At 74.8% G+C, this 16910-nt stretch carries 16 protein-coding genes and 2 pseudogenes; 8 read left to right on the plus strand and 10 right to left on the minus strand.

The genetic code is table 11. From position 1 onward, the window contains the following. The first annotated feature begins 48 nt into the window (after window positions 1–48). Complete coding sequence (locus ACLQ27_RS20655; RefSeq protein ID WP_425868187.1) at window positions 49–1086, plus strand: threonine aldolase family protein; 1038 nt, start codon at window positions 49–51, stop codon at window positions 1084–1086. Between the two features lie 84 nt (window positions 1087–1170). Here ACLQ27_RS20655 and ACLQ27_RS20660 read toward each other — a convergent pair whose 3' ends face one another. Both ACLQ27_RS20660 and pknB read right to left on the minus strand, forming a co-directional pair. Further along, entirely contained in the window at window positions 1171–2037 is an 867-nt protein-coding gene (locus ACLQ27_RS20660) for a deoxyribonuclease IV (RefSeq protein ID WP_425868189.1), read from the minus strand. Then, complete coding sequence (gene pknB / locus ACLQ27_RS20665) at window positions 2037–4025, minus strand: Stk1 family PASTA domain-containing Ser/Thr kinase (protein ID WP_425868191.1); 1989 nt, start codon at window positions 4023–4025, stop codon at window positions 2037–2039. Before pknB ends, ACLQ27_RS20660 begins: the two co-directional genes overlap by 1 nt. A gap of 201 nt (window positions 4026–4226) precedes the next feature. On the opposite strand from pknB, the gene ACLQ27_RS20670 reads away from it, so the two are divergent. After that, complete coding sequence (locus ACLQ27_RS20670) at window positions 4227–4616, plus strand: Rv2175c family DNA-binding protein (RefSeq protein ID WP_234589071.1); 390 nt, start codon at window positions 4227–4229, stop codon at window positions 4614–4616. A gap of 106 nt (window positions 4617–4722) precedes the next feature. On the opposite strand, the gene ACLQ27_RS20675 is transcribed toward ACLQ27_RS20670, so the two are convergent. Together ACLQ27_RS20675 and ACLQ27_RS20680 are read right to left on the minus strand one after the other, a co-directional pair. Beyond that, on the minus strand, window positions 4723–5805 hold the full coding sequence (locus tag ACLQ27_RS20675; RefSeq protein WP_357496768.1) for a polyprenyl synthetase family protein: 1083 nt from the start codon (window positions 5803–5805) through the stop codon (window positions 4723–4725). A gap of 9 nt (window positions 5806–5814) precedes the next feature. Further along, the gene (locus ACLQ27_RS20680; RefSeq protein ID WP_357575928.1) at window positions 5815–6216 is read right to left on the minus strand and encodes a helix-turn-helix domain-containing protein; all 402 of its coding nucleotides are present in this window, start codon (window positions 6214–6216) and stop codon (window positions 5815–5817) included. Window positions 6217–6430: 214 nt separating this feature from the next. Here ACLQ27_RS20680 and metF point away from each other — a divergent pair, with 214 nt between their 5' ends. Beyond that, window positions 6431–7348 carry a methylenetetrahydrofolate reductase [NAD(P)H] gene (gene metF / locus ACLQ27_RS20685; RefSeq protein WP_234589074.1) on the plus strand — a complete coding sequence of 306 codons (918 nt, stop codon included), beginning with the start codon at window positions 6431–6433 and terminating at the stop codon, window positions 7346–7348. Window positions 7349–7369: 21 nt separating this feature from the next. Next, complete coding sequence (locus ACLQ27_RS20690) at window positions 7370–8083, plus strand: CDP-alcohol phosphatidyltransferase family protein (RefSeq protein WP_357496773.1); 714 nt, start codon at window positions 7370–7372, stop codon at window positions 8081–8083. Between the two features lie 10 nt (window positions 8084–8093). Here ACLQ27_RS20690 and ACLQ27_RS20695 read toward each other — a convergent pair whose 3' ends face one another. From ACLQ27_RS20695 to ACLQ27_RS20720, 6 genes are read right to left on the minus strand one after another with little or no spacing between them, the layout of a single operon-like run. Further along, window positions 8094–9581, minus strand: coding sequence for a phytoene desaturase family protein (locus ACLQ27_RS20695; RefSeq protein ID WP_425868195.1), 1488 nt, complete (start codon window positions 9579–9581; stop codon window positions 8094–8096). 11 nt (window positions 9582–9592) lie between these two features. Beyond that, window positions 9593–10717 (minus strand): glycosyltransferase, encoded by a 1125-nt coding sequence (locus tag ACLQ27_RS20700; protein ID WP_357496777.1) that lies wholly within the window; start codon window positions 10715–10717, stop codon window positions 9593–9595. Continuing rightward, a complete protein-coding gene (locus tag ACLQ27_RS20705) occupies window positions 10714–11586 on the minus strand; it encodes a carotenoid biosynthesis protein (protein ID WP_357575930.1) in 873 nt (290 codons plus the stop codon). Before ACLQ27_RS20705 ends, ACLQ27_RS20700 begins: the two co-directional genes overlap by 4 nt. Then, complete coding sequence (locus tag ACLQ27_RS20710; protein WP_234589082.1) at window positions 11583–12134, minus strand: GNAT family N-acetyltransferase; 552 nt, start codon at window positions 12132–12134, stop codon at window positions 11583–11585. The genes ACLQ27_RS20705 and ACLQ27_RS20710 overlap by 4 nt, the downstream gene beginning before the upstream one ends. Next, window positions 12131–12880 (minus strand): monooxygenase, encoded by a 750-nt coding sequence (locus ACLQ27_RS20715; RefSeq protein ID WP_357575931.1) that lies wholly within the window; start codon window positions 12878–12880, stop codon window positions 12131–12133. Before ACLQ27_RS20715 ends, ACLQ27_RS20710 begins: the two co-directional genes overlap by 4 nt. Then, window positions 12877–13365 carry a YbaK/EbsC family protein gene (locus ACLQ27_RS20720; protein ID WP_357496781.1) on the minus strand — a complete coding sequence of 163 codons (489 nt, stop codon included), beginning with the start codon at window positions 13363–13365 and terminating at the stop codon, window positions 12877–12879. The genes ACLQ27_RS20715 and ACLQ27_RS20720 overlap by 4 nt, the downstream gene beginning before the upstream one ends. Before the next feature lie 458 nt (window positions 13366–13823). On the opposite strand from ACLQ27_RS20720, the gene ACLQ27_RS20725 reads away from it, so the two are divergent. The 4 genes and pseudogenes from ACLQ27_RS20725 to ACLQ27_RS20740 form a co-directional block, all read left to right on the plus strand. After that, on the plus strand, window positions 13824–14273 hold the full coding sequence (locus ACLQ27_RS20725) for an SAV_6107 family HEPN domain-containing protein (protein ID WP_234589090.1): 450 nt from the start codon (window positions 13824–13826) through the stop codon (window positions 14271–14273). 100 nt (window positions 14274–14373) lie between these two features. Beyond that, window positions 14374–15099 (plus strand): hypothetical protein, encoded by a 726-nt coding sequence (locus ACLQ27_RS20730; protein WP_234589092.1) that lies wholly within the window; start codon window positions 14374–14376, stop codon window positions 15097–15099. A gap of 11 nt (window positions 15100–15110) precedes the next feature. After that, window positions 15111–16338, plus strand: a pseudogene (locus tag ACLQ27_RS20735) (DNA polymerase Y family protein); the annotation flags it as partial. A gap of 101 nt (window positions 16339–16439) precedes the next feature. After that, a pseudogene (locus ACLQ27_RS20740) lies at window positions 16440–16772 on the plus strand (DNA polymerase Y family protein); the annotation flags it as partial. Between the last annotated feature and the right edge of the window lie 138 nt (window positions 16773–16910).

Genomic DNA, 16910 nt, shown 5'->3' on the forward strand with positions numbered 1-16910 from the left:
AGGCAGGTCCCGAGGCTGACGCGAGGAGTGAGCTTGGTGTTCGAAGGGATGACAGTGGCTGATCAGTTCGTGGACCTGCGGTCCGACACGGTGACCCGGCCGACCGCCGGGATGCGGGAGGCGATGGCCGGCGCCGAGGTCGGTGACGACGTCTACGGCGAGGACCCCACCGTCAACGCCCTCGAAGCGGAGGTCGCCGCGCTGTTCGGGCACGAGGCGGCGCTCTTCGCCCCGAGCGGGTCGATGGCCAACCAGATCGCCCTGCAACTGCTGGTGTCACCCGGCGACGAGCTGCTCTGCGACGCCGACGCGCACGTCGTCACGTACGAGATCGGCGCCGCCGCCGCGTACGGCGGGATCTCCTCGCGGACCTGGCCGGCCGTCGGCGCGGACATCGACCCGGAGCTGGTCGCCCGGATGATCCGTCCGGACGGCTACTTCGCCGTGCCCACCCGCGCGATCGCCGTCGAGCAGACCCACAACCGCGGGGGTGGCGGCGTGATCCCGCTGGCCACCCTGCGGGAGCTGCGCGGGGTCGCCGACGACGCGGGGGTGGCGCTGCACTGCGACGGCGCCCGGATCTGGCACGCGCACGTCGCCGACGGGGTGCCGCTGACCGAGTACGGCCGGCTCTTCGACACGCTGTCCGTGTGCCTCTCCAAGGGGCTCGGTGCGCCGGTCGGCTCGCTGGTGGTGGGCAGCGCGGAGAAGATCGAACGGGCCCGGTTGATCCGCAAGCGGATGGGCGGCGGCATGCGCCAGGCCGGCATCCTCGCCGCCGCCGGTCGGTACGCCCTGGCGCACCACGTCGACCGGCTGGCTGAGGACCACGCGAAGGCGGCCCGGCTCGCCGAGACGGTCGCCCCGTTCGGGGTGCTCGCCGCGGCGGTCCGCACCAACCTCGTTCCGCTGGACCTGACCAAGCACGCGCTGGATGCCCGCGCGTTGGCAGCGGCCGCCCGCGCGGAGGGCGTACTGGTCTCGGTGCTCGGCCCGCGTACCGCCCGCCTGGTCACCCACCTGGGCGTCGACGACGCCGCGATCGACCGGGCGGCCACCGCCCTGGCCAGGATTCTCGCCGCCTGACCCACTCCCTGTTGATCAAGAGCTTTGCGTCAGATTCCGGTCTCCGCATGACGCACAGCTCTTGATCAACAGGAGGAGAAGGGATCAGGGGTTCAGGCGGTTCAGGGTTGCTATGTCGGCGGTGTGGCCGAGTTGCTTCTCGCTGGGGGTCTCCACCACCACGGGGACGCCGGCGGTGGCCGGGTGGGCCATCAGCTCCGCGAAGGCCGGCTCGCCGATGGTGCCCTTGCCGATGTTCTCGTGCCGGTCCCGGGTCGAGCCGCACAGATCCTTCGAGTCGTTGGCGTGCACCAGCCGCAAGCGGTCCGCACCGACCGTGGCCACCAGGGTGTCCAGGGTCGCGGTCATGCCGCCCTCGGCGGCCAGGTCGTGCCCGGCCGCCCAGGCGTGGCAGGTGTCGAAGCAGACCCCGAGCATCGGGTGTCGGTCCACCGCGTCGAGGTAGGGCCCGAGCTGCTCCACGCGGGAGGCGAGCGAGCGGCCGCCACCGGCGCTCGGCTCGACCAGCAGCATCGGTCCACCGACCTCGGCGGCCCAGTCGAGCAGGGGCAGCAGCTCGCGACGGACCTGCCGCATCGCCTCCTCGGCGTACCCCTCGTCGACCGAGCTGCCGGCGTGGAACACCACGGCCCGCGCGCCGATCGCCACACCCCGGCGCAGCGCGTGCGCCAGCGTCTGCGCCGAGTTCTCGACAGTGGCCGCCGTGGGTGAGCCCAGGTTGACCAGCAGCGAGGCGTGGATGAACGCCGGGATGCCCCGCTCGGCGCAGCCCTCGCGGAACAGCGCGTCCTGCGCCGGATCACCCGGAGGCAACGCCCAGCCACGCGAGTTGGAGACGTACACCTGCACGGCCGCGGCACCTGTCGCGTCGACGTACGGCAGGGCCGCCTTCGCCAGCCCGCCGGAGGTCGGAGTGTGCGCGCCCACCGGACGCGAGGAGACCACAGGCATCAGAAGCACGTGATGACGACCGGGGTGCCCGGCGGCACCTGGGAATTCTCGCCGGGGGCCTGGATCCGGGCCACCGCGTTCGGGTTGATCGCGACAGTCACCGGGAAGCCCTGGCTCTCCAGCACCTGCTTGGCCTGCTGACACGGCAGGTCGATCACCCGGGGCACCACGACCAGCGGCGGGCCCTTGCTGATCTCGAGCTTGACCTCTGTGCCCTTCTCCACGCCTGCGCCGTCGGCCGGGCTCTGGCCGAGGATCTCATCCTTGGGCTTGTCGGAGTCCTTGTAGGTCTCCACCGGCTTCAGGTTGAGCTGGGCGAGGGCGGTACGGGCCTCGGTCAGGCTCTTGCCCACCAGGTTGGGCACCGACACCGGCGCCCGGCCGCGGCTCAGGATGAGCGTGATCTTCGTGCCCGGCTTGACCTCGGCACCCACCTTCGGCGAACTGTCCAGCACGACGCCGGCCGGCAGGTTGTCGTCGTAGCGAGGGGTGCCCTTGGCCGCCACCAGTTTGACGTTGGCCAGATCGGCCTCGGCCAGTTCGTACTCCTTGCCGATCACGTCCGGCACCGGGAAGCGCTCCGGACCCAGCGAGAGGGTCAGGGTGATGGTGCCACCCTTCACGATCTTGCTGGCGGACGCCGGGTCCTGCACGAGCACGCTGTCCTTCGGGGCCTTCTCGTCGTAGCGCGGCTCCCCGTACGCCAGGGTCAGGCCGGCGCGTTCGGCCTGGGCCTGCGCGTCGGTCTTGCTCAGGCTGACCAGTTGCGGGGCGGACGTGTAGCGGCCGACACCGAACCACCAGCCGCCCAGCGCGGCCACCAGACCCAGCGCCACCACCACGGCGGCGACGGCCAGGCGGCCATGGGAGTTGCCCAGCACCGTGTCGCGCAGCGTCGCGAACCGGGCCGCCAAACCCTCCGACGGCTCCGGTGCGGCACGCCGCCGGCCCGGGCCCTGGCTGGCGCCCTCGGGCAGGCGGGCCCACGTCGGCCGTTCGGCCGGGCGGACCGTGGCGACCATCATGGTCGGCTGGGAGACCGGCGGCTCGTCCGTCACCCGGCGCAGCACGGCGGTGCTGGTGCTGTTGACGTCACCCAGGCGGTCCCGGGCGACCTGAACCTCGGCCAGCAGCGCGCCGGCGTCGGCGGGCCGGGCCGCGGGATCACGCCGGGTGGCGCGCTGCACCAGGGCGTCCAGGGCCGACGGCAGGCCGGGCACCAGCGTCGAGGGCGCCGGTACGTCCCGGTCGACGTGCTGCCAGGCCACGTCCACCGGACGGTCCCCGTCGTACGGCACCCGGCCGGTGAGCATCTCGAACAGCACGATGCCGGCGGAGTAGACGTCGGTGCGCGGGTCGGCCCGACCCTCGGTGACCAGCTCCGGGGCGACGTACGCCACGGTCGCCATCAGCTGGTTGCCCTGCTCGTCGTCGGCGCTGGCCTCGACCGCGCGGGCCAACCCGAAGTCGGCCACCTTGACGACGCTGTCCACCAGGTTGGCGACGCCGCCGGTGGGCGCCTCGGCGACCAGCACGTTCTCCGGTTTGACGTCGCGGTGCACGAGGCCGGCCCGGTGCGCGGCGGCGATCGCGGCGAGCATCTGCTCGGCGATGGCCAGCACCTCGTCCGGGTTGAGCCGGCGTCGCTCGGCCAGCACGTCGCGCAGCGTACGGCCGCGGACGTACTCCATCACCAGGTACGGCAGACCGGCGTGGGTGCCCTGGTCGTAGACCGCGACGACGTTCGGGTGGGTCAGCCGGGCGATGGTCTTCGCCTCGTCGGTGAACCGGGCCACGAAGTTGGCGATCCGGGCCCGTGCCTCGGGCGCCTGGGTCGGGTGAATGATCTTGACTGCGACGGTGCGCTCGAGGCGTTCGTCGGTGGCGGTGTACACGGTCGCCATGCCGCCACGGGCCACGCGACCGCGAATGCGGTAGCGCCCGTCGATCAGCGAGCCCAGCAACGTGTCGGCGACCTGAGTGTCCATCGGCAGGGAGTCTATGTGTCCAGGAGGTGGGAGTTGAACAGGATGCTACAGCCCGGAGCCGTTCCTGGTCCGTCCCGTCGTCGTCGCCACCTCGGTCATGGCCCTGATCCGCTGCTCACCGGCGGTGCCCGTCGGCGGGCGCGAACTGGCCGTGCGGGGTGCCGGTGGCCCTCGCCGGCCACGGCGTGGCAGGGTGATCGGGTGACCGAATCCGTACCCGACCAGGCCGTACCCGGCCCCGAGCTCGCCGGCCCCACCGACCCGGAGGGCTGGCTCGCCCTGCCCGACGTCGCCGAGCGGCTCGACGTGTCGATCAGCAAGGTGCACCAGATGATCCGCGACCGGGAGCTGTTGGCGGTCCGCCGCGACGGCATCCGCCGGATACCCGCGGAGCTGGTGGCCAACGAGACAGTTCTCAAGCACCTGCCCGGCGTGCTCAACCTGCTCGCCGACAACGGCTACGACGACGAGGCGGCGCTGCGCTGGCTCTACGAGCCGGACGACACGCTGCCCGGCAACACCCCGGCCGCCGCCCTCTCCGGCGACCAGGCCCGTGAGGTCAAGCGCCGAGCCCAGGCCCTGGGCTTCTGACCCCCTACCGGCCCCCGCGAACCTGCCGTCGATCATGAAGTTGTTGCCACGACACGCCGCGCGTGTGGGCAACAACTTCATGATCGACGCACGTCAGGGCGAGGGGTCAGTCGGCTCGGCGGGTCGCCGCTATGGCCAGGTCCACCAGCGCCTGGCGGGCCTCGGTGTCCAGGTCGACGGCCGCCAGCGCGGCCAGCGCGGAGTCGGTGAGCGTGACGATCCGCTGCTCGGTGCGGGCCAGCGCGCCGCTCGCCTCGATCAGCTCGCGTAGCCGGGCCACGCCCCGCTCGTCCAGGCCCGGGTCGCCGAGCTGGCTGAGCAGCAGCTCCCGGCCCGCGTCGTCGGTGGCCTCCACGGCCGCCGCCACCAGATAGGTGCGCTTACCCTCGCGCAGGTCGTCCCCGGCCGGCTTGCCGGTCTGCGCCGGGTCACCGAAGACCCCCAGCACATCGTCGCGGAGCTGGAACGCCTCGCCCAACGGCAACCCGTACGCCGAATAGGTCGTCCGGACGTCCTCGCCGGCGTCGGCAAGCGCCGCCCCGAGCAGCAGCGGACGCTCGACGGTGTACTTCGCCGACTTGTACCGGGCGACCTTGCTGGCCCGTTCCACCGACGTGTCCCCGGTGGCCTGGGTCAGCACGTCGAGGTACTGCCCGACGGTGACCTCGGTGCGCATCTCGTCGAAGACCGGCCGGGCCCGGGCCACCGCCCGCAGGTCCAGGCCGGCGGAGTGCAGCAGCTCGTCGGACCACACCAGGCAGAGGTCACCGAGCAGGATCGCGGCGGAGTCGCCGAACCCGTCCGGGTCGCCGCCCCAGCCGGCCGCCCGGTGCCGGGTCGCGAACCGCCGGTGCACCGCCGGCTCGCCGCGCCGGGTGTCGGAACGATCCATCAGGTCGTCGTGGATCAGGGCGCTGGCCTGCACGAACTCCAGCGCCGCGAGGGCCGTGAGGACCTGGTCGCCGTCCACCCCGCCGGCACCCCGGAACCCCCAGTACGCGAAGGCCGGGCGCAGGCGCTTGCCGCCACCGAGCACGAAGGCTTCGATCGCCTCCGCCACCGGGACGAGGGCCTCGTCCACCCGGGTCAACCGGGCCCGCTGGCCGGCCAGGAAATCGGTGAGCGCCCGGTCGACCCGCTCCCGCAGGCCGGCGCGGTCGACGGGGGAAACGGGAGCAGCATGGGTCACGCCACGACGCTAGCGGGTCGTCCCGGCTCGCGCTCCACCGCCACGCGTACTCCCGCCGGGTCGCCCGCCGCCGTGGCCCGGACCGACCCGCCCGCCCGGCCGCGTACCCGCCACCTCGCGCCGGCCCGGCCCGCCGGCCGCCGTCGAGCGGGTCCGTCGGGTCCGCGCGGCCGCCTCGGCGAGCACCACCACCGGTACGTCCAGCACGAACGCGAGCCAACCGAGCCAGAACCCGCCGGGCACGCGTCGCTGCCGTTCCCACCGGGACACCTCGTGACGGCTCAACGTCGGCACGCCCGACGCGGCGCACAACTCGGCGGCGGTGCGCCGCTGGCTCCAACCCCGGGCCAGCCGATGCCGGACCAGGAGCGGCCCGAGCTGGGTGCGGCGCGGCGGTGGGGGCGAGGTCATGGGTCCTCCCGGCGGGGCGGTGGCGCGGTGCCACCCGCCCGTCCGACGGGACGGGACCGGCGCACCTCTCGGCTGTGTGACCCCCGCGCCGGACCTCCCGGGCCGCCCCCACCGCCCCTCCCGCGCCACTCCTTCCTACCCCTGGGGTACGACGGCCTTCCCCGCCGTTGGGAAGCGTCTGGGTGCCGGTGGCGCCGCCCGCTAGAGTCGGGTCGTGGCGCTCGGTCTTCCCTCGGTACTCCCCAATCCGCAGCCGGCGATCGGGGAGCTCATCCGTGACCGCCAGCCGACCTTCTCGTTCGAGTTCTTCCCGCCCAAGACCGAGGCGGGGGAGCGGCTGCTCTGGCAGGCGATCCGCGAGCTGGAGTCGCTGCGCCCCTCGTTCGTGTCGATCACCTACGGCGCGGGCGGGTCGACCAGGGACACCACGGTGGCGGTGACCGAGCGGATCGCCACCGACACCACCCTGCTGCCGATGGCCCACCTGACCGCTGTCAACCACTCCGTGGCCGAGCTGCGGCACGTCATCGGCCGGCTCGCCGGGGTCGGGGTGCGCAACGTGCTGGCCGTGCGCGGTGACCCGCCGGGCAACCCGGGCGGCGAGTGGGTCCGGCACCCCGAGGGCGTCGACTACGCCGAGGACCTGGTCCGGTTGGTGCGCGACTCCGGTGACTTCAGCGTCGGCGTGGCGGCCTTCCCGTACAAGCACCCCCGCTCACCCGACGTGGCCAGCGACACCGCGCAGTTCGTCCGCAAGTGCCGGGCCGGCGCCGAGTTCGCGATCACGCAGATGTTCTTCGAGGCCGACGACTACCTGCGCCTGCGCGACCGGGTTGCCGCCGCCGGCTGCGACACCCCGATCCTGGCCGGGGTGATGCCGGTGACCCAGATCGGCACCATCGAGCGGTCCGTGCAGCTGTCCGGGGCACCCTTCCCGGCAGCGCTGGCGGCGCGCTTCGAGCAGGTGGCCGACGACCCGGAGGCGGTGCGCCGGCTCGGCATCGAGCAGGCCAGCGACATGTGCCGGCGACTGCTGGACGAGGGCGTTCCGGGCATCCACTTCATCACCCTCAACCGGTCCACCGCCACCCGAGAGGTCTGGCAGAACCTCAAGGCCGGCGCGCGGGTGTGAACGCGGCCTCTGCGACACCTGATGCCCGGCACGACGGTTGATCCTCAGGTGGGCACACAGCTGAACTGGGACCAGTACGCCACGGCGTGGGCGCGGTTGCACGGCGGGTTCGACCCGCGGGTCGCCGCGCCGGTGGTGCGCGCCTGGCTGCGGTTCGCCTACCACGTCGGGTATGTGCTGGGCCGGCTGCGGGTCGGCCCCACCCCGGTCACCGTGGCGGGGGTGCTGCTCTGCTTCTGCGTACCGCTGCTGGCGACCCGGCCGGGCGACGGCCCGTTCCTCGGCGCGCTGTTCGTGCTGCTCGCCGCGGTGGCCGACAGCGTGGACGGTGCGGTGGCCGTCGCCACCGGCCGCACCACCCGGCTCGGCTACGTCTACGACTCGCTGGCCGACCGGCTCGGCGAGGTGGCGTGGCTGCTGGCGTTCTGGCTGGTCGGCGCACCGGGCGCGCTTGTCGTCGCGGGCGGCGCGCTGTCCTGGCTGCACGAGTACGTCCGGGCCCGGGCGGTCTCCGCCGGGATGCGCGACATCGGCGCGGTGACCGTCGGCGAACGACCCACCCGGGTCTCGGTCGCGCTGGCGGGCCTGGTGGTCGCCGGGCTGGCCGGCCTGATCGAGCCGGAGCTGGCCGCCGGCACCATCACCATGGCGACCGCGGTGTGGGTGCTGCTGGCCGGCTTCGGGCTGGGGCAGCTGCTGTCCACCGTCCGCCGCGCGCTGCTCGACGCCGGCTGAGCGGCCGGGCCTACCAGGCGGGGCCGATCTCGTCGGCGACGATCTGCGCGGAGAGGGTCACCATCGGCAGGCCGCCGCCGGGGTGGCTGGAGCCGCCCACCAGCCACAGGCCGTGCGCCGGGCCCCGGTTGGCCGGGCGGAGCAGGCCACCGGCGGTGCCGTAGATCGCGCCGCCCGGCGCTCCGGTCGCCGCGTCCAGGTCGGCCGGGGTGCGCACCTCGCGGAACAGCAGCCGGTCCCGCACGTCGACGCCGCGCTCGGCCAGGACATCCAGGATCCGATCGGCGTACGCGTCGGCCAGCCCCGGGCGTCGCCAGTCGACAGCGCCCGCGGCGGTGCCCTGCCGGGCGGCGTTGACCAGCACGAACCACGCCTCGTGCCCGGCGGGGCGGACCATCGGGTCGTCGGCCACGGTGACGAACACCGTCGGGTCGGCCGCCGGTCGGGCCCGGACGCCCCGCCCCGGATCGCCGAAGACCGCGTCGAACTCCGCGTCGTAGTCGCGCGGGAAGAAGACGTTGTGGTGCGCCAGGCCGGTGCTGCCGGAGACGCCGAGCAGCAGCACGAAACCGGCCAGGCTGCGATCGGTCAGGCCGGCCAGCCGGCGCGCGTGGGGCAGCAGGTCGCGGTAGACGGTGAGCGCGTCGACGTTGGCCACCACCACGTCGGCGGGCACCGGCGCGGTGACGCCGGCGAGGCGTACCCCGTGCACCCGGCCGCCCGCGGCGTCGATCCGGGTGACAGTGGTGCCGGTCTGCACGACCACGCCGAGGTCCAGGCAGCGGGTCAGCAGCGCGTCGGCGAGCGTGCCCAGCCCGCCGCGCAGGTACCACCCGCCGTAGGTCAGCTCGGCGTAGGGGACCGCGACCAGCGCCGCCGGGGCCCGGCGCGGGTCGGCGCCGGTGTAGGTGGCGTAGCGGTCCAGCAGCATCCGCAGCCGCGGGTCGGACAGGTGCCGGCGGCCCAGCCCGCGCAGGGTGCGGCCCGGTGCGATGGCGGCCAGGTCACCGACGCGCCAGGCCAGCGACGCGAGGTCGCGGGGGGAGTCGACGGTACGGCGCAGGATGTCCCGCGAGGAGGCCTCCCACACCCGGGCGGCCCGGCGCCACAGCCGCTGCCAGTCGGCCGCCGCCCGGTCGCCGAGGGCGGCCCCGATCCGCGTGGCGAACTCCACCGGGTCGGTGCACGAATCCAGTGTCGTGCCGCCGCCTGGAAAGACGTGCCGGACGATCGGGTCCAGCGGCGTCAGGTCCAGGTACTCGTCGAGCTTCGCCCCGGTCGCCTCGAACAGGTCGTGGAAGACCTCGGGCAGGGTGAGCAGGCTCGGCCCGGTGTCGAAGTGGAACGTCCCGGCCGGGGTGTCGTGCGCGTACCTGCCGAGCTTGCCGCCGACCGTGTCGGCGGCCTCGAAGACGGTCACCTGGTGCCCGGTTGCGGCCAGCCGGGCGGCGGTGGCGAGGCCACCCACCCCGGCGCCGACGACCACGATCCGCGCCATGCCGCGTCCTCCTAGCTGACCGGGCGGCCCCGCCAGGTCAGGCGGCGTCGCTTTCGCAGATGGTACGACCGCAGCGTCAGCCAACCGAGGACCACGACCGACACGGGGTGTGCGAGCGCGTCGGGCCACCATCGGCCGCCGGTCGCCCGGGCGGTGAGCACCCGCCCGGCCACCCCGAGCAGGTATGCGCTGAGCGCAACCAGTGACATCCGGGGAGCTGTCGAGGCGACCGCCAGCGCGACCAGCGGCGGAGCGGTGTAGAGCAGGAGCAGCAGCGTCACCACGGCGGCCGCCGCGCCGGGGTGCCCGAACGACGCCCACAGCGACTTCGAGTACCCGTCGCGCAGCTGCGGCCAGTCGTCGTACATCCGGCAGGTGGCCAGCCGGGAACCGTCGGCCAGGGCGATCCGCCTCCCCGCGCGCTTGACGGCCCGGGCCAGCTCGACGTCCTCCAGGATCTTGTCGGCGACGGACGCGTGCCCGCCGGCGGCGGTGTAGCCGGCCCGGTCCACCACCAGGAACTGCCCGCCCGCCGCGGCCAGCGACGGCCGCCGCGAGCGCTCCATGGCCCGCAGCGGCAGGAAGGTCAGCCACAACCACTGCAACAACGGCTGCACGAGCCGGTCGGCCGCCGTCGCCACCACGATCCGGGGGTACGGCGACAGCAGCGTCGCGTGGGCGGCGCGCAGCTCGGTGACCGCCGCGGCCACTGCGTGCGGGGCGAGCACCACGTCGGCGTCGACGAAGACCAGCGCGGTGGCGGCCGGGTCGGCCCGGGTGGCCAACTGCCAGCAGGCGTGCGGCTTGCCCAGCCAGCCCGGCGGCGGGGCGACGCCGCTGAGCAGGGTGACCCGCGGGTCGTCGCCGACGACCGCGCGGACCACGTCGGCGGTGCCGTCGGTGGAGCCGTCGTCGAGGACCACGATGCGCAGCGCCGGCACACCACGCTGGGCGAGCAGGGCGCGCAGGCAGGGCGTGACCCGGGCGGCCTCGTCGCGCAGCGGCAGCAGCACGGCCACCGGCTCGTCGACCTCGCCGGGTCGATCGGTGGGCCGGCGCAGCCACCGGGTGGCGTTGACCCAGGTGTGCCCGGTCAGCGCGGCGACGGCGAGCAGCAGGGCGACGAGAACTGTCATCGGGTCGCGTCGACGCCGGGGCGGTGCGGTTGGTGGTCGTCCCGGCGCGCGTGGTGGGGCCGGCGGGCGCGCAGCAGGGTCACCGCCAGCGGCACGGCTGTCACCGCCATGCCGGCCGCGCCCCACAGAGCCGACGCGGGCAGGTCCAGGAAGACCGCGTGGGCCAGGATGCTGGAGAAGTACGTCCACAGGTAGAGCGCGAGCATCGGGTGGTCCCGCCGGTCGGTGTGCTCGGCGCTCGGGCCGGCCAGCGGGCGCAGCGCGCTCATCAGCAGCACCGCGAAGAGCAGCCAGCCCAGGTAGTTGCTGACCGGGACGCCGGCCAGGCCGGGCAACGCCGGGGTGGCGTCCCGCCAGACCCAGTAGCCCTCGGCCACCATCTGCGGGTCGAGGAAGAGATCCCAGGCGGCCAGCCCCACCGTGGCCAGCGCGATCCGGCCCACCCACCGGCCGGTCGACGTGCCGCTGCCGGCCTCGGTGCCGTTGCCGGTCGACGTGCCGCTGCCGCCGGTCAGGCGGACCGCGGCCAGCCAGGCCGGCCAGGCCATCCAGGTCCAGGCCAGCGGGATGATCAGTGGCACCCCGGCCAGCTTGGGGCCCAGCTCACCGGAGTAGTCGTAACTGCCGAAGGGCACACCGGTGGCCACCCCGATCGCCTCGATCGCGAACCCGCCGCCGGTGGCCACCGCGACCAGCGCAGCCGCCACCCGGGGGCCCCGGCTGAGCAGCGCGTGGCCGACCGAGAGCAGCCAGCCGAGCACGACAGTGGCCACGGTCAGCCCGGCCCGGGTGGTGCCGGTGGTCAACGGGTAGCAGATCTGGGCGAGCACCAGGACGGCCAGCAGCGCCCAGGAGATCCGCCGGCTCATGACGCGGAGGGCTCGAGCGGCAGGTCTCGACCGAGGACGCCGAAGGGCCGCTCGTCACCGGGGAAGTGGAAGTCGCGCAGCACATCGACGAAGCCGAACCGCCGGTACAGCCGCCAGGCCCGCGAGGTCTGCTCCTCGGCCTCCGGGGTGGACAGCAGTGTGGTGTCGCCCTCGGCCATCGTGAGCAGCGCCCGCAACTGCCCGGCGCCCAGCCCGTGCCCCTGCGCCGGCGGACGGACGTGCAGCTCGACCACCTCGAAGCAGTGGGTGAGCCAGCGCTTGCGGGTCGGGCCGTCCAGCGCCCGGTGCACCTGGTCGTGCCACCACTGGCCCGGACCGCCCAGATAGCCGTACCCGAAGCCGGCGAGGTGACCCTCGCTGGTCAGGCTGGCCACGGCCCGGAACCCGGGCCGGCGTACGTGGGTGGCGATGTAGCCGCGCCGGGCCTCCAACAGGTCGGTGCGGTATCCCATCGCCTCGCCGTAGACGGCCACCACGTCGTCCAGCCGTCGGACGAGATCGTCCGGCGTCCAGCGCACCAACCTCATGCCCGTCCACCCTTCACTGTTGCCTGGTCGCCGTCGGCGACCCATCCGAGGACCGTCCGGTCGCCGACCACGTCACGTACCTCGAACCGGGCGAACAACTCCTCGGCGTACCAGCCCGCGGTGGGGGTTCGCATGATCGCCGCCCGATGCTCCGGGTGACGGTACGCGAACGCCACCAGGTCCGTCGGGTCGCGCCACACGCTCACCGTGCCCTGCCATCCCAGTGGGGCCTCACCGACGCCGAACCGGGCCAGCAGCCCGGGCGCGTCGCGCAGGGCGGCGGCCACCGGCGGGATCGCCCGCCAGAAGGTGGCCGCCCGGCGGGCCCGCAACCGGGCGCGGGTCAGCGCCAGCACCGGGCCGGTGACCCGGCCGCCCGGCGGCTCGCCGAACGGTCGCCGGCCGGACCACTCGCCCCGGCTGCTCAGCGGGCGGAGGTCGACCCGGGCCCGGGCGTGGGCGATCCGCGCCCAGGCCCGGCCGACCGGCGAGTCGTCGAAGCCGGCGGCCGCGGCGGGGGAGTCCCAGACGGTCAGCGCCGCCCACCGGGTCAGGTCGGCGTCACCCGGCCCGAAGCCGGTGCCGGTCCCCGTGCCCAGCAGTTTGCCGAACCGGACGCCCGGCAGGGCCCGCAGTCGACGCGGGTCCACCGCCATCCGGGTCAGCGCCCGGGGCAGCGCGCCGCGGGAGGTCCGCCACACGTGCAGGGTGACCAGCTCCGGTACGGCGCTGCGGTGCTCGTTCACGCCACCTCGGCCGGGGTGCCGGCGGTGACGCGCAGCAGCTCGGCGTAGGTGGTCGGGAAGACCGCCTGCGGTACGCCGCCCGCGGCCCAGATCTGCGGGTACGCCGCCAGCGCGGTGTCCACCAGGGTGCGCAGTGCCTGCGGGTGCCCGAGCGGGGCCACTCCGCCGATCGGCTGCCCGGTGTGCGTCCGGACGAACTCCGGGGTGGCCCGACGCAGCCGGGTGACGCCGATGGCCGCGGCGAGGCCGGCGGTGTCGACCCGGTGCGCGCCGGAGGTGAGCACGAGCAGCGGCGCGTCGTCCGCGTCGAAGATCAGCGAGTTGGCGATCTGGCCGACCTCGACGCCGAGCGCCTCGGCCGCGGCCGCCGCGGTATGCACCGCGTCGGGCAGGAGGCGGACCGTGCTGGGCTGGCCGGCGTCGTCGAGCGCGCCGGCGTCATCGAGCGCGTCCTGCACCGCCCGTACGTTCGGGTGTGGCTGCATCCCGTCATTCTTCCCCGGTCCGTCGGTGCCGGTTCACCCCGGTGCGTACGGGCGGCGAGCCTCGGCGCGCGTCACACGTTGCATTTTCGTCGGAGGGGAGGTGTACTGTCAGGAGCAGTTAGAACGAGTGTTCGATTGCCTCGAACGCCCGTTCCAACCAGCCGGAGCGCGGTGTTTCGCGGCGCCAGCTCCGGGCGGTGTGGCTTCGCGGGCCGCACCTGGGTTTCCGGGCAGTCGCGAGCCCGGTCCCATCAGGCAGGAGCGTCGCCCGCCGCCCACGACCCCCGGGCGGCGGGCGACGAACCCGCCGGTACGCCGGCCGGGTGTGGTGTGGGGAAGCATCCACACCCGGCCGGCCACCCCCGGTGCGTCTTCCTCCGCACCACCCGACCTCGGCGTCTCGTCGGCGGCACCACTGCCCCGGCCGACGCGCCCCGGCCACGTGGAGGAGACAGTCCATGCCGACCAACCCGGCTCAGGCACCGACGGTGCCGGCGCACGTGCTGCCGCACCGCACCCCTGCCCAGCTCCTCACCCTGGCCCGCCGTGGGCTGGTCGAGGCCGGCCAGACCCGACCTGACGGCCTGCGCTACGCGGCCGCCCACCTGGCGGCGCTGCGTGCGGCGGCCGCCCTGCTCGCCGCCCGGGCCCGGCCCGCCCCGAGCCGGCGCAACCGGATCACCAGTGTCTGGGTCCTGCTCTGCGCCGTCGCCCCCGAGCTCGACGAGTGGGCCCGGTTCTTCGCCGCCGGGGCCAGCAAGCGAGCCGCCGCCGAAGCCGGCATCCCCCGGGTGGTCAGCGCCCGGGAGGCCGACGATCTGCTCCGCGCCGCCGAACAGTTCGTCACGGTGGTGGAGACCGCGCTCGGCGTGGCGCACCAACCGGCCCTGGACGGCCTCGCCGCGTGAGCCCGCCGTGACGCCGACCGCCTGGAAGGGAAGCCGGGCGGCCGGCGTCACGGTGCGTCGGTCCTGATCTGTTCCACTGCAATGACGGGGGGTTGGTCCAATGGCGGGCCGCATGGTGGTCGGTTCCGCCGCACTGGCCGATCTGGTCCGCCCGGCGAGCGCACCCGATCCGGTCGGCGGCCACCGGGTGCTGCCGGTGGCGCCCGAGCTGACCGGCCTGCTGCCCAACCGGGGCCTGCGTCGTGGCAGCACGATCGCGGTCGCCGCCGGTCAGCCCCGACGCAGTGGCGGCACCTCGCTGGTGCTGGCCCTGCTGGCCGAGGCGTCCCGGGCCGGTTCGTGGTGCGCGGTGGTCGGCGTGCCGACGTTCGGCGCGGGTGCGGCAGCCGAGCTGGGCATCGCCCTGGACCGGCTGGCCCTGGTGCCGAATCCCGGCCCCGAGTGGGCCACCGTGGTCGCCGCGCTGATCGACGGGGTGGACGTCGTGGTCACCGCCGTACCCGCCGCGGTCTCCGCCTCGGTCGCCACCCGGCTGGCCGCGCGGGCCCGCCAGCGCGGCAGCGTGCTCGTTCCGTACGGCCGGTGGGACGGCGCGGACGTGACGTTGCAGGTGGTCCGTGGGGTCTGGGAAGGGCTCGGCCAGGGCCGGGGGCGGCTGCGTCGCCGGGAGGTCACCGTCTCGGCGCGCGGGCGCGGAGCGGCCGCCCGACCCAAGGAGATCAAGGTCTGGCTCCCCGGCGCCGAGCTCACCCGGGTCATTCCCCGGACGGTGCGGTCGACCGTGGGCCGTCCGTCCGTGCCGCTCGCCCTGGTCGGGTCGGGGTGACCGGCTCGCCGATCCGGACCCTGCTGCTGTGGTGCCCGGACTGGCCGGTGCTCGCCGCGGAGATCGTCGACGGGGTGCCGGCCACCGGTCCGGTCGCCGTGCTGCACGCCAACCGGGTGGTCGCCTGCTCCGAGCGGGCCCGTGCCGAGGGTGTGCGCCGAGGGCTGCGCAAGCGGGAGGCGCAGGGCCGCTGCCCGCAGCTCACCGTCGTGGAGTACGACCCGGGCCGGGATGCCCGGGCGTTCGAGCCGGTGGTCGCCGCGCTGGAGGAGCTGGTCGCCGGCGTCGAGGTGGTCCGTCCGGGTGCCTGCGCGGTCGCCGCCCGGGGTCCGAGTCGTTACCTCGGCGGCGAGGAGGCGGCCGCCGAGCGGCTCATCGAGCATGTCGCCCAGTCCTGTCTGGTGGAGAGCCAGGTGGGCATCGCCGACGGGGTGTTCGCCGCGGGGTTGGCCGCTCGCGCCGGCCGGGTGGTGGAGCCGGGCGGGACACCGGCGTTCCTGGCCGGGATGCCGGTCGAGGCGCTCGGTCGGTCCGCACTGGCCGATCTGCTGCGCCGGCTGGGGGTGCGGACCCTCGGCGACTTCGCCGCGCTACCGGCCGGCGACGTGCTGGCCCGGTTCGGGTTCGACGGCGCGCTGGCCCACCGGCTGGCCGCCGGCCGGGATCACCGCCCGCTCGCCGTCCGGCAGCCACCGACCGACCTGACGGTGACCTGCGCGTACGACGAGCCGCTCGACCGGGTCGACGCGGCGGCGTTCGCCGCCCGCGCGCTGGCCGAGCAGTTGCACGACCGGCTCGCCGGGCACGGGCTGGCCTGCACGCGGCTCGGCATCGAGGCGGTCACCGAGCACGGGCAGGAGCTGCACCGGGTGTGGCGGCACGACGGCCTCCTCACCGCCGCCGCCATCGCCGACCGGGTGCGCTGGCAGCTCGACGGCTGGCTCTCCGGCAGCAACGGCCGCGCCGGTGCCCGCCCGGCCCGGCCGACGGCCGGCATCATCCGGCTGCGGCTGATCCCGGACGGGGTGATCGCCCAGGCCGGCCTGCAGACCGGCCTCTGGGGGGAGACGGGTGAGGAGCGGGAGAGGGCGCACCGCGCATTGAGTCGGGTGCAGGGCATCCTCGGCCCGGAAGCGGTGGTCACGGCGGTGCTCGGCGGTGGGCGTTCCCCGGCCGACCAGGTGCGCCTGGTGCCGTGGGGCGACGAACGCCTCCCCGCCCGCCCCGGCCCCCCGGCCGGCGCCGGCGCCGACCCGACCGCCGGCGGTGGCCGTGCTGGCGGTGATCGTGTCGGCGGTGGCCGTGTCGGCGGCGCCGGTCTGCCTGCTGATCGCGGCGGGGGCGTTCCGCCGTGGCCGGGCCGGTTGCCGCCGCCCGCGCCCGCCGTGGTGCTGCCCAGCCCGCTCGCGGCGACAGTGCACGACACCGCCGGCGAGCCGGTGGTGATCAGCGCGCGGTTGGCGGTGAGCGCCCCACCGGTCCGGCTGGTGGTCGGTACCGGCCAGCCGGCGGTGATCGTGGGTTGGGCCGGCCCCTGGCCGGTGGACGAGCGCTGGTGGGCGCCGGCCGAGGCTCGCCGTCGGGCACGGTTCCAGGTCAGCCTCGCCGACGGCACCGCTCTGCTGCTCGCCGTGGAGTCCGGGCAGTGGCTGGTGGAGGCGATCTATGACTGAGTCAGGTAGGTCCCGGCCCGGTGTCGCTTGGCCTGGTGTCGCTTGGCCTGGTGTCGCTTGGCCTGGCGTCGGTGGGTTCGGTATTGGCGGGTTCGGTGTTGGCCAGGGGGCAGATGTCCCAATGAGCGTGATGACTCA

It is taken from the genome of Micromonospora sp. DT63 (assembly GCF_049841615.1).
In the GTDB taxonomy this organism is placed as follows: domain Bacteria; phylum Actinomycetota; class Actinomycetes; order Mycobacteriales; family Micromonosporaceae; genus Micromonospora.

Coding starts and splice junctions, on each gene's coding strand:
- ACLQ27_RS20655 (WP_425868187.1), top strand. CDS start 49: ATGACAGTGGCTGATCAGTTCGTGGACCTGCGGTCCGACACGGTGACC.
- ACLQ27_RS20660 (WP_425868189.1), bottom strand. CDS start 2,037: ATGCCTGTGGTCTCCTCGCGTCCGGTGGGCGCGCACACTCCGACCTCC.
- pknB (WP_425868191.1), bottom strand. CDS start 4,025: ATGGACACTCAGGTCGCCGACACGTTGCTGGGCTCGCTGATCGACGGG.
- ACLQ27_RS20680 (WP_357575928.1), bottom strand. CDS start 6,216: ATGACCTCGCCCCCACCGCCGCGCCGCACCCAGCTCGGGCCGCTCCTG.
- ACLQ27_RS20690 (WP_357496773.1), top strand. CDS start 7,370: ATGCCCGGCACGACGGTTGATCCTCAGGTGGGCACACAGCTGAACTGG.
- ACLQ27_RS20695 (WP_425868195.1), bottom strand. CDS start 9,581: ATGGCGCGGATCGTGGTCGTCGGCGCCGGGGTGGGTGGCCTCGCCACC.
- ACLQ27_RS20700 (WP_357496777.1), bottom strand. CDS start 10,717: ATGACAGTTCTCGTCGCCCTGCTGCTCGCCGTCGCCGCGCTGACCGGG.
- ACLQ27_RS20705 (WP_357575930.1), bottom strand. CDS start 11,586: ATGAGCCGGCGGATCTCCTGGGCGCTGCTGGCCGTCCTGGTGCTCGCC.
- ACLQ27_RS20710 (WP_234589082.1), bottom strand. CDS start 12,134: ATGAGGTTGGTGCGCTGGACGCCGGACGATCTCGTCCGACGGCTGGAC.
- ACLQ27_RS20720 (WP_357496781.1), bottom strand. CDS start 13,365: ATGCAGCCACACCCGAACGTACGGGCGGTGCAGGACGCGCTCGATGAC.
- ACLQ27_RS20725 (WP_234589090.1), top strand. CDS start 13,824: ATGCCGACCAACCCGGCTCAGGCACCGACGGTGCCGGCGCACGTGCTG.
- ACLQ27_RS20730 (WP_234589092.1), top strand. CDS start 14,374: ATGGCGGGCCGCATGGTGGTCGGTTCCGCCGCACTGGCCGATCTGGTC.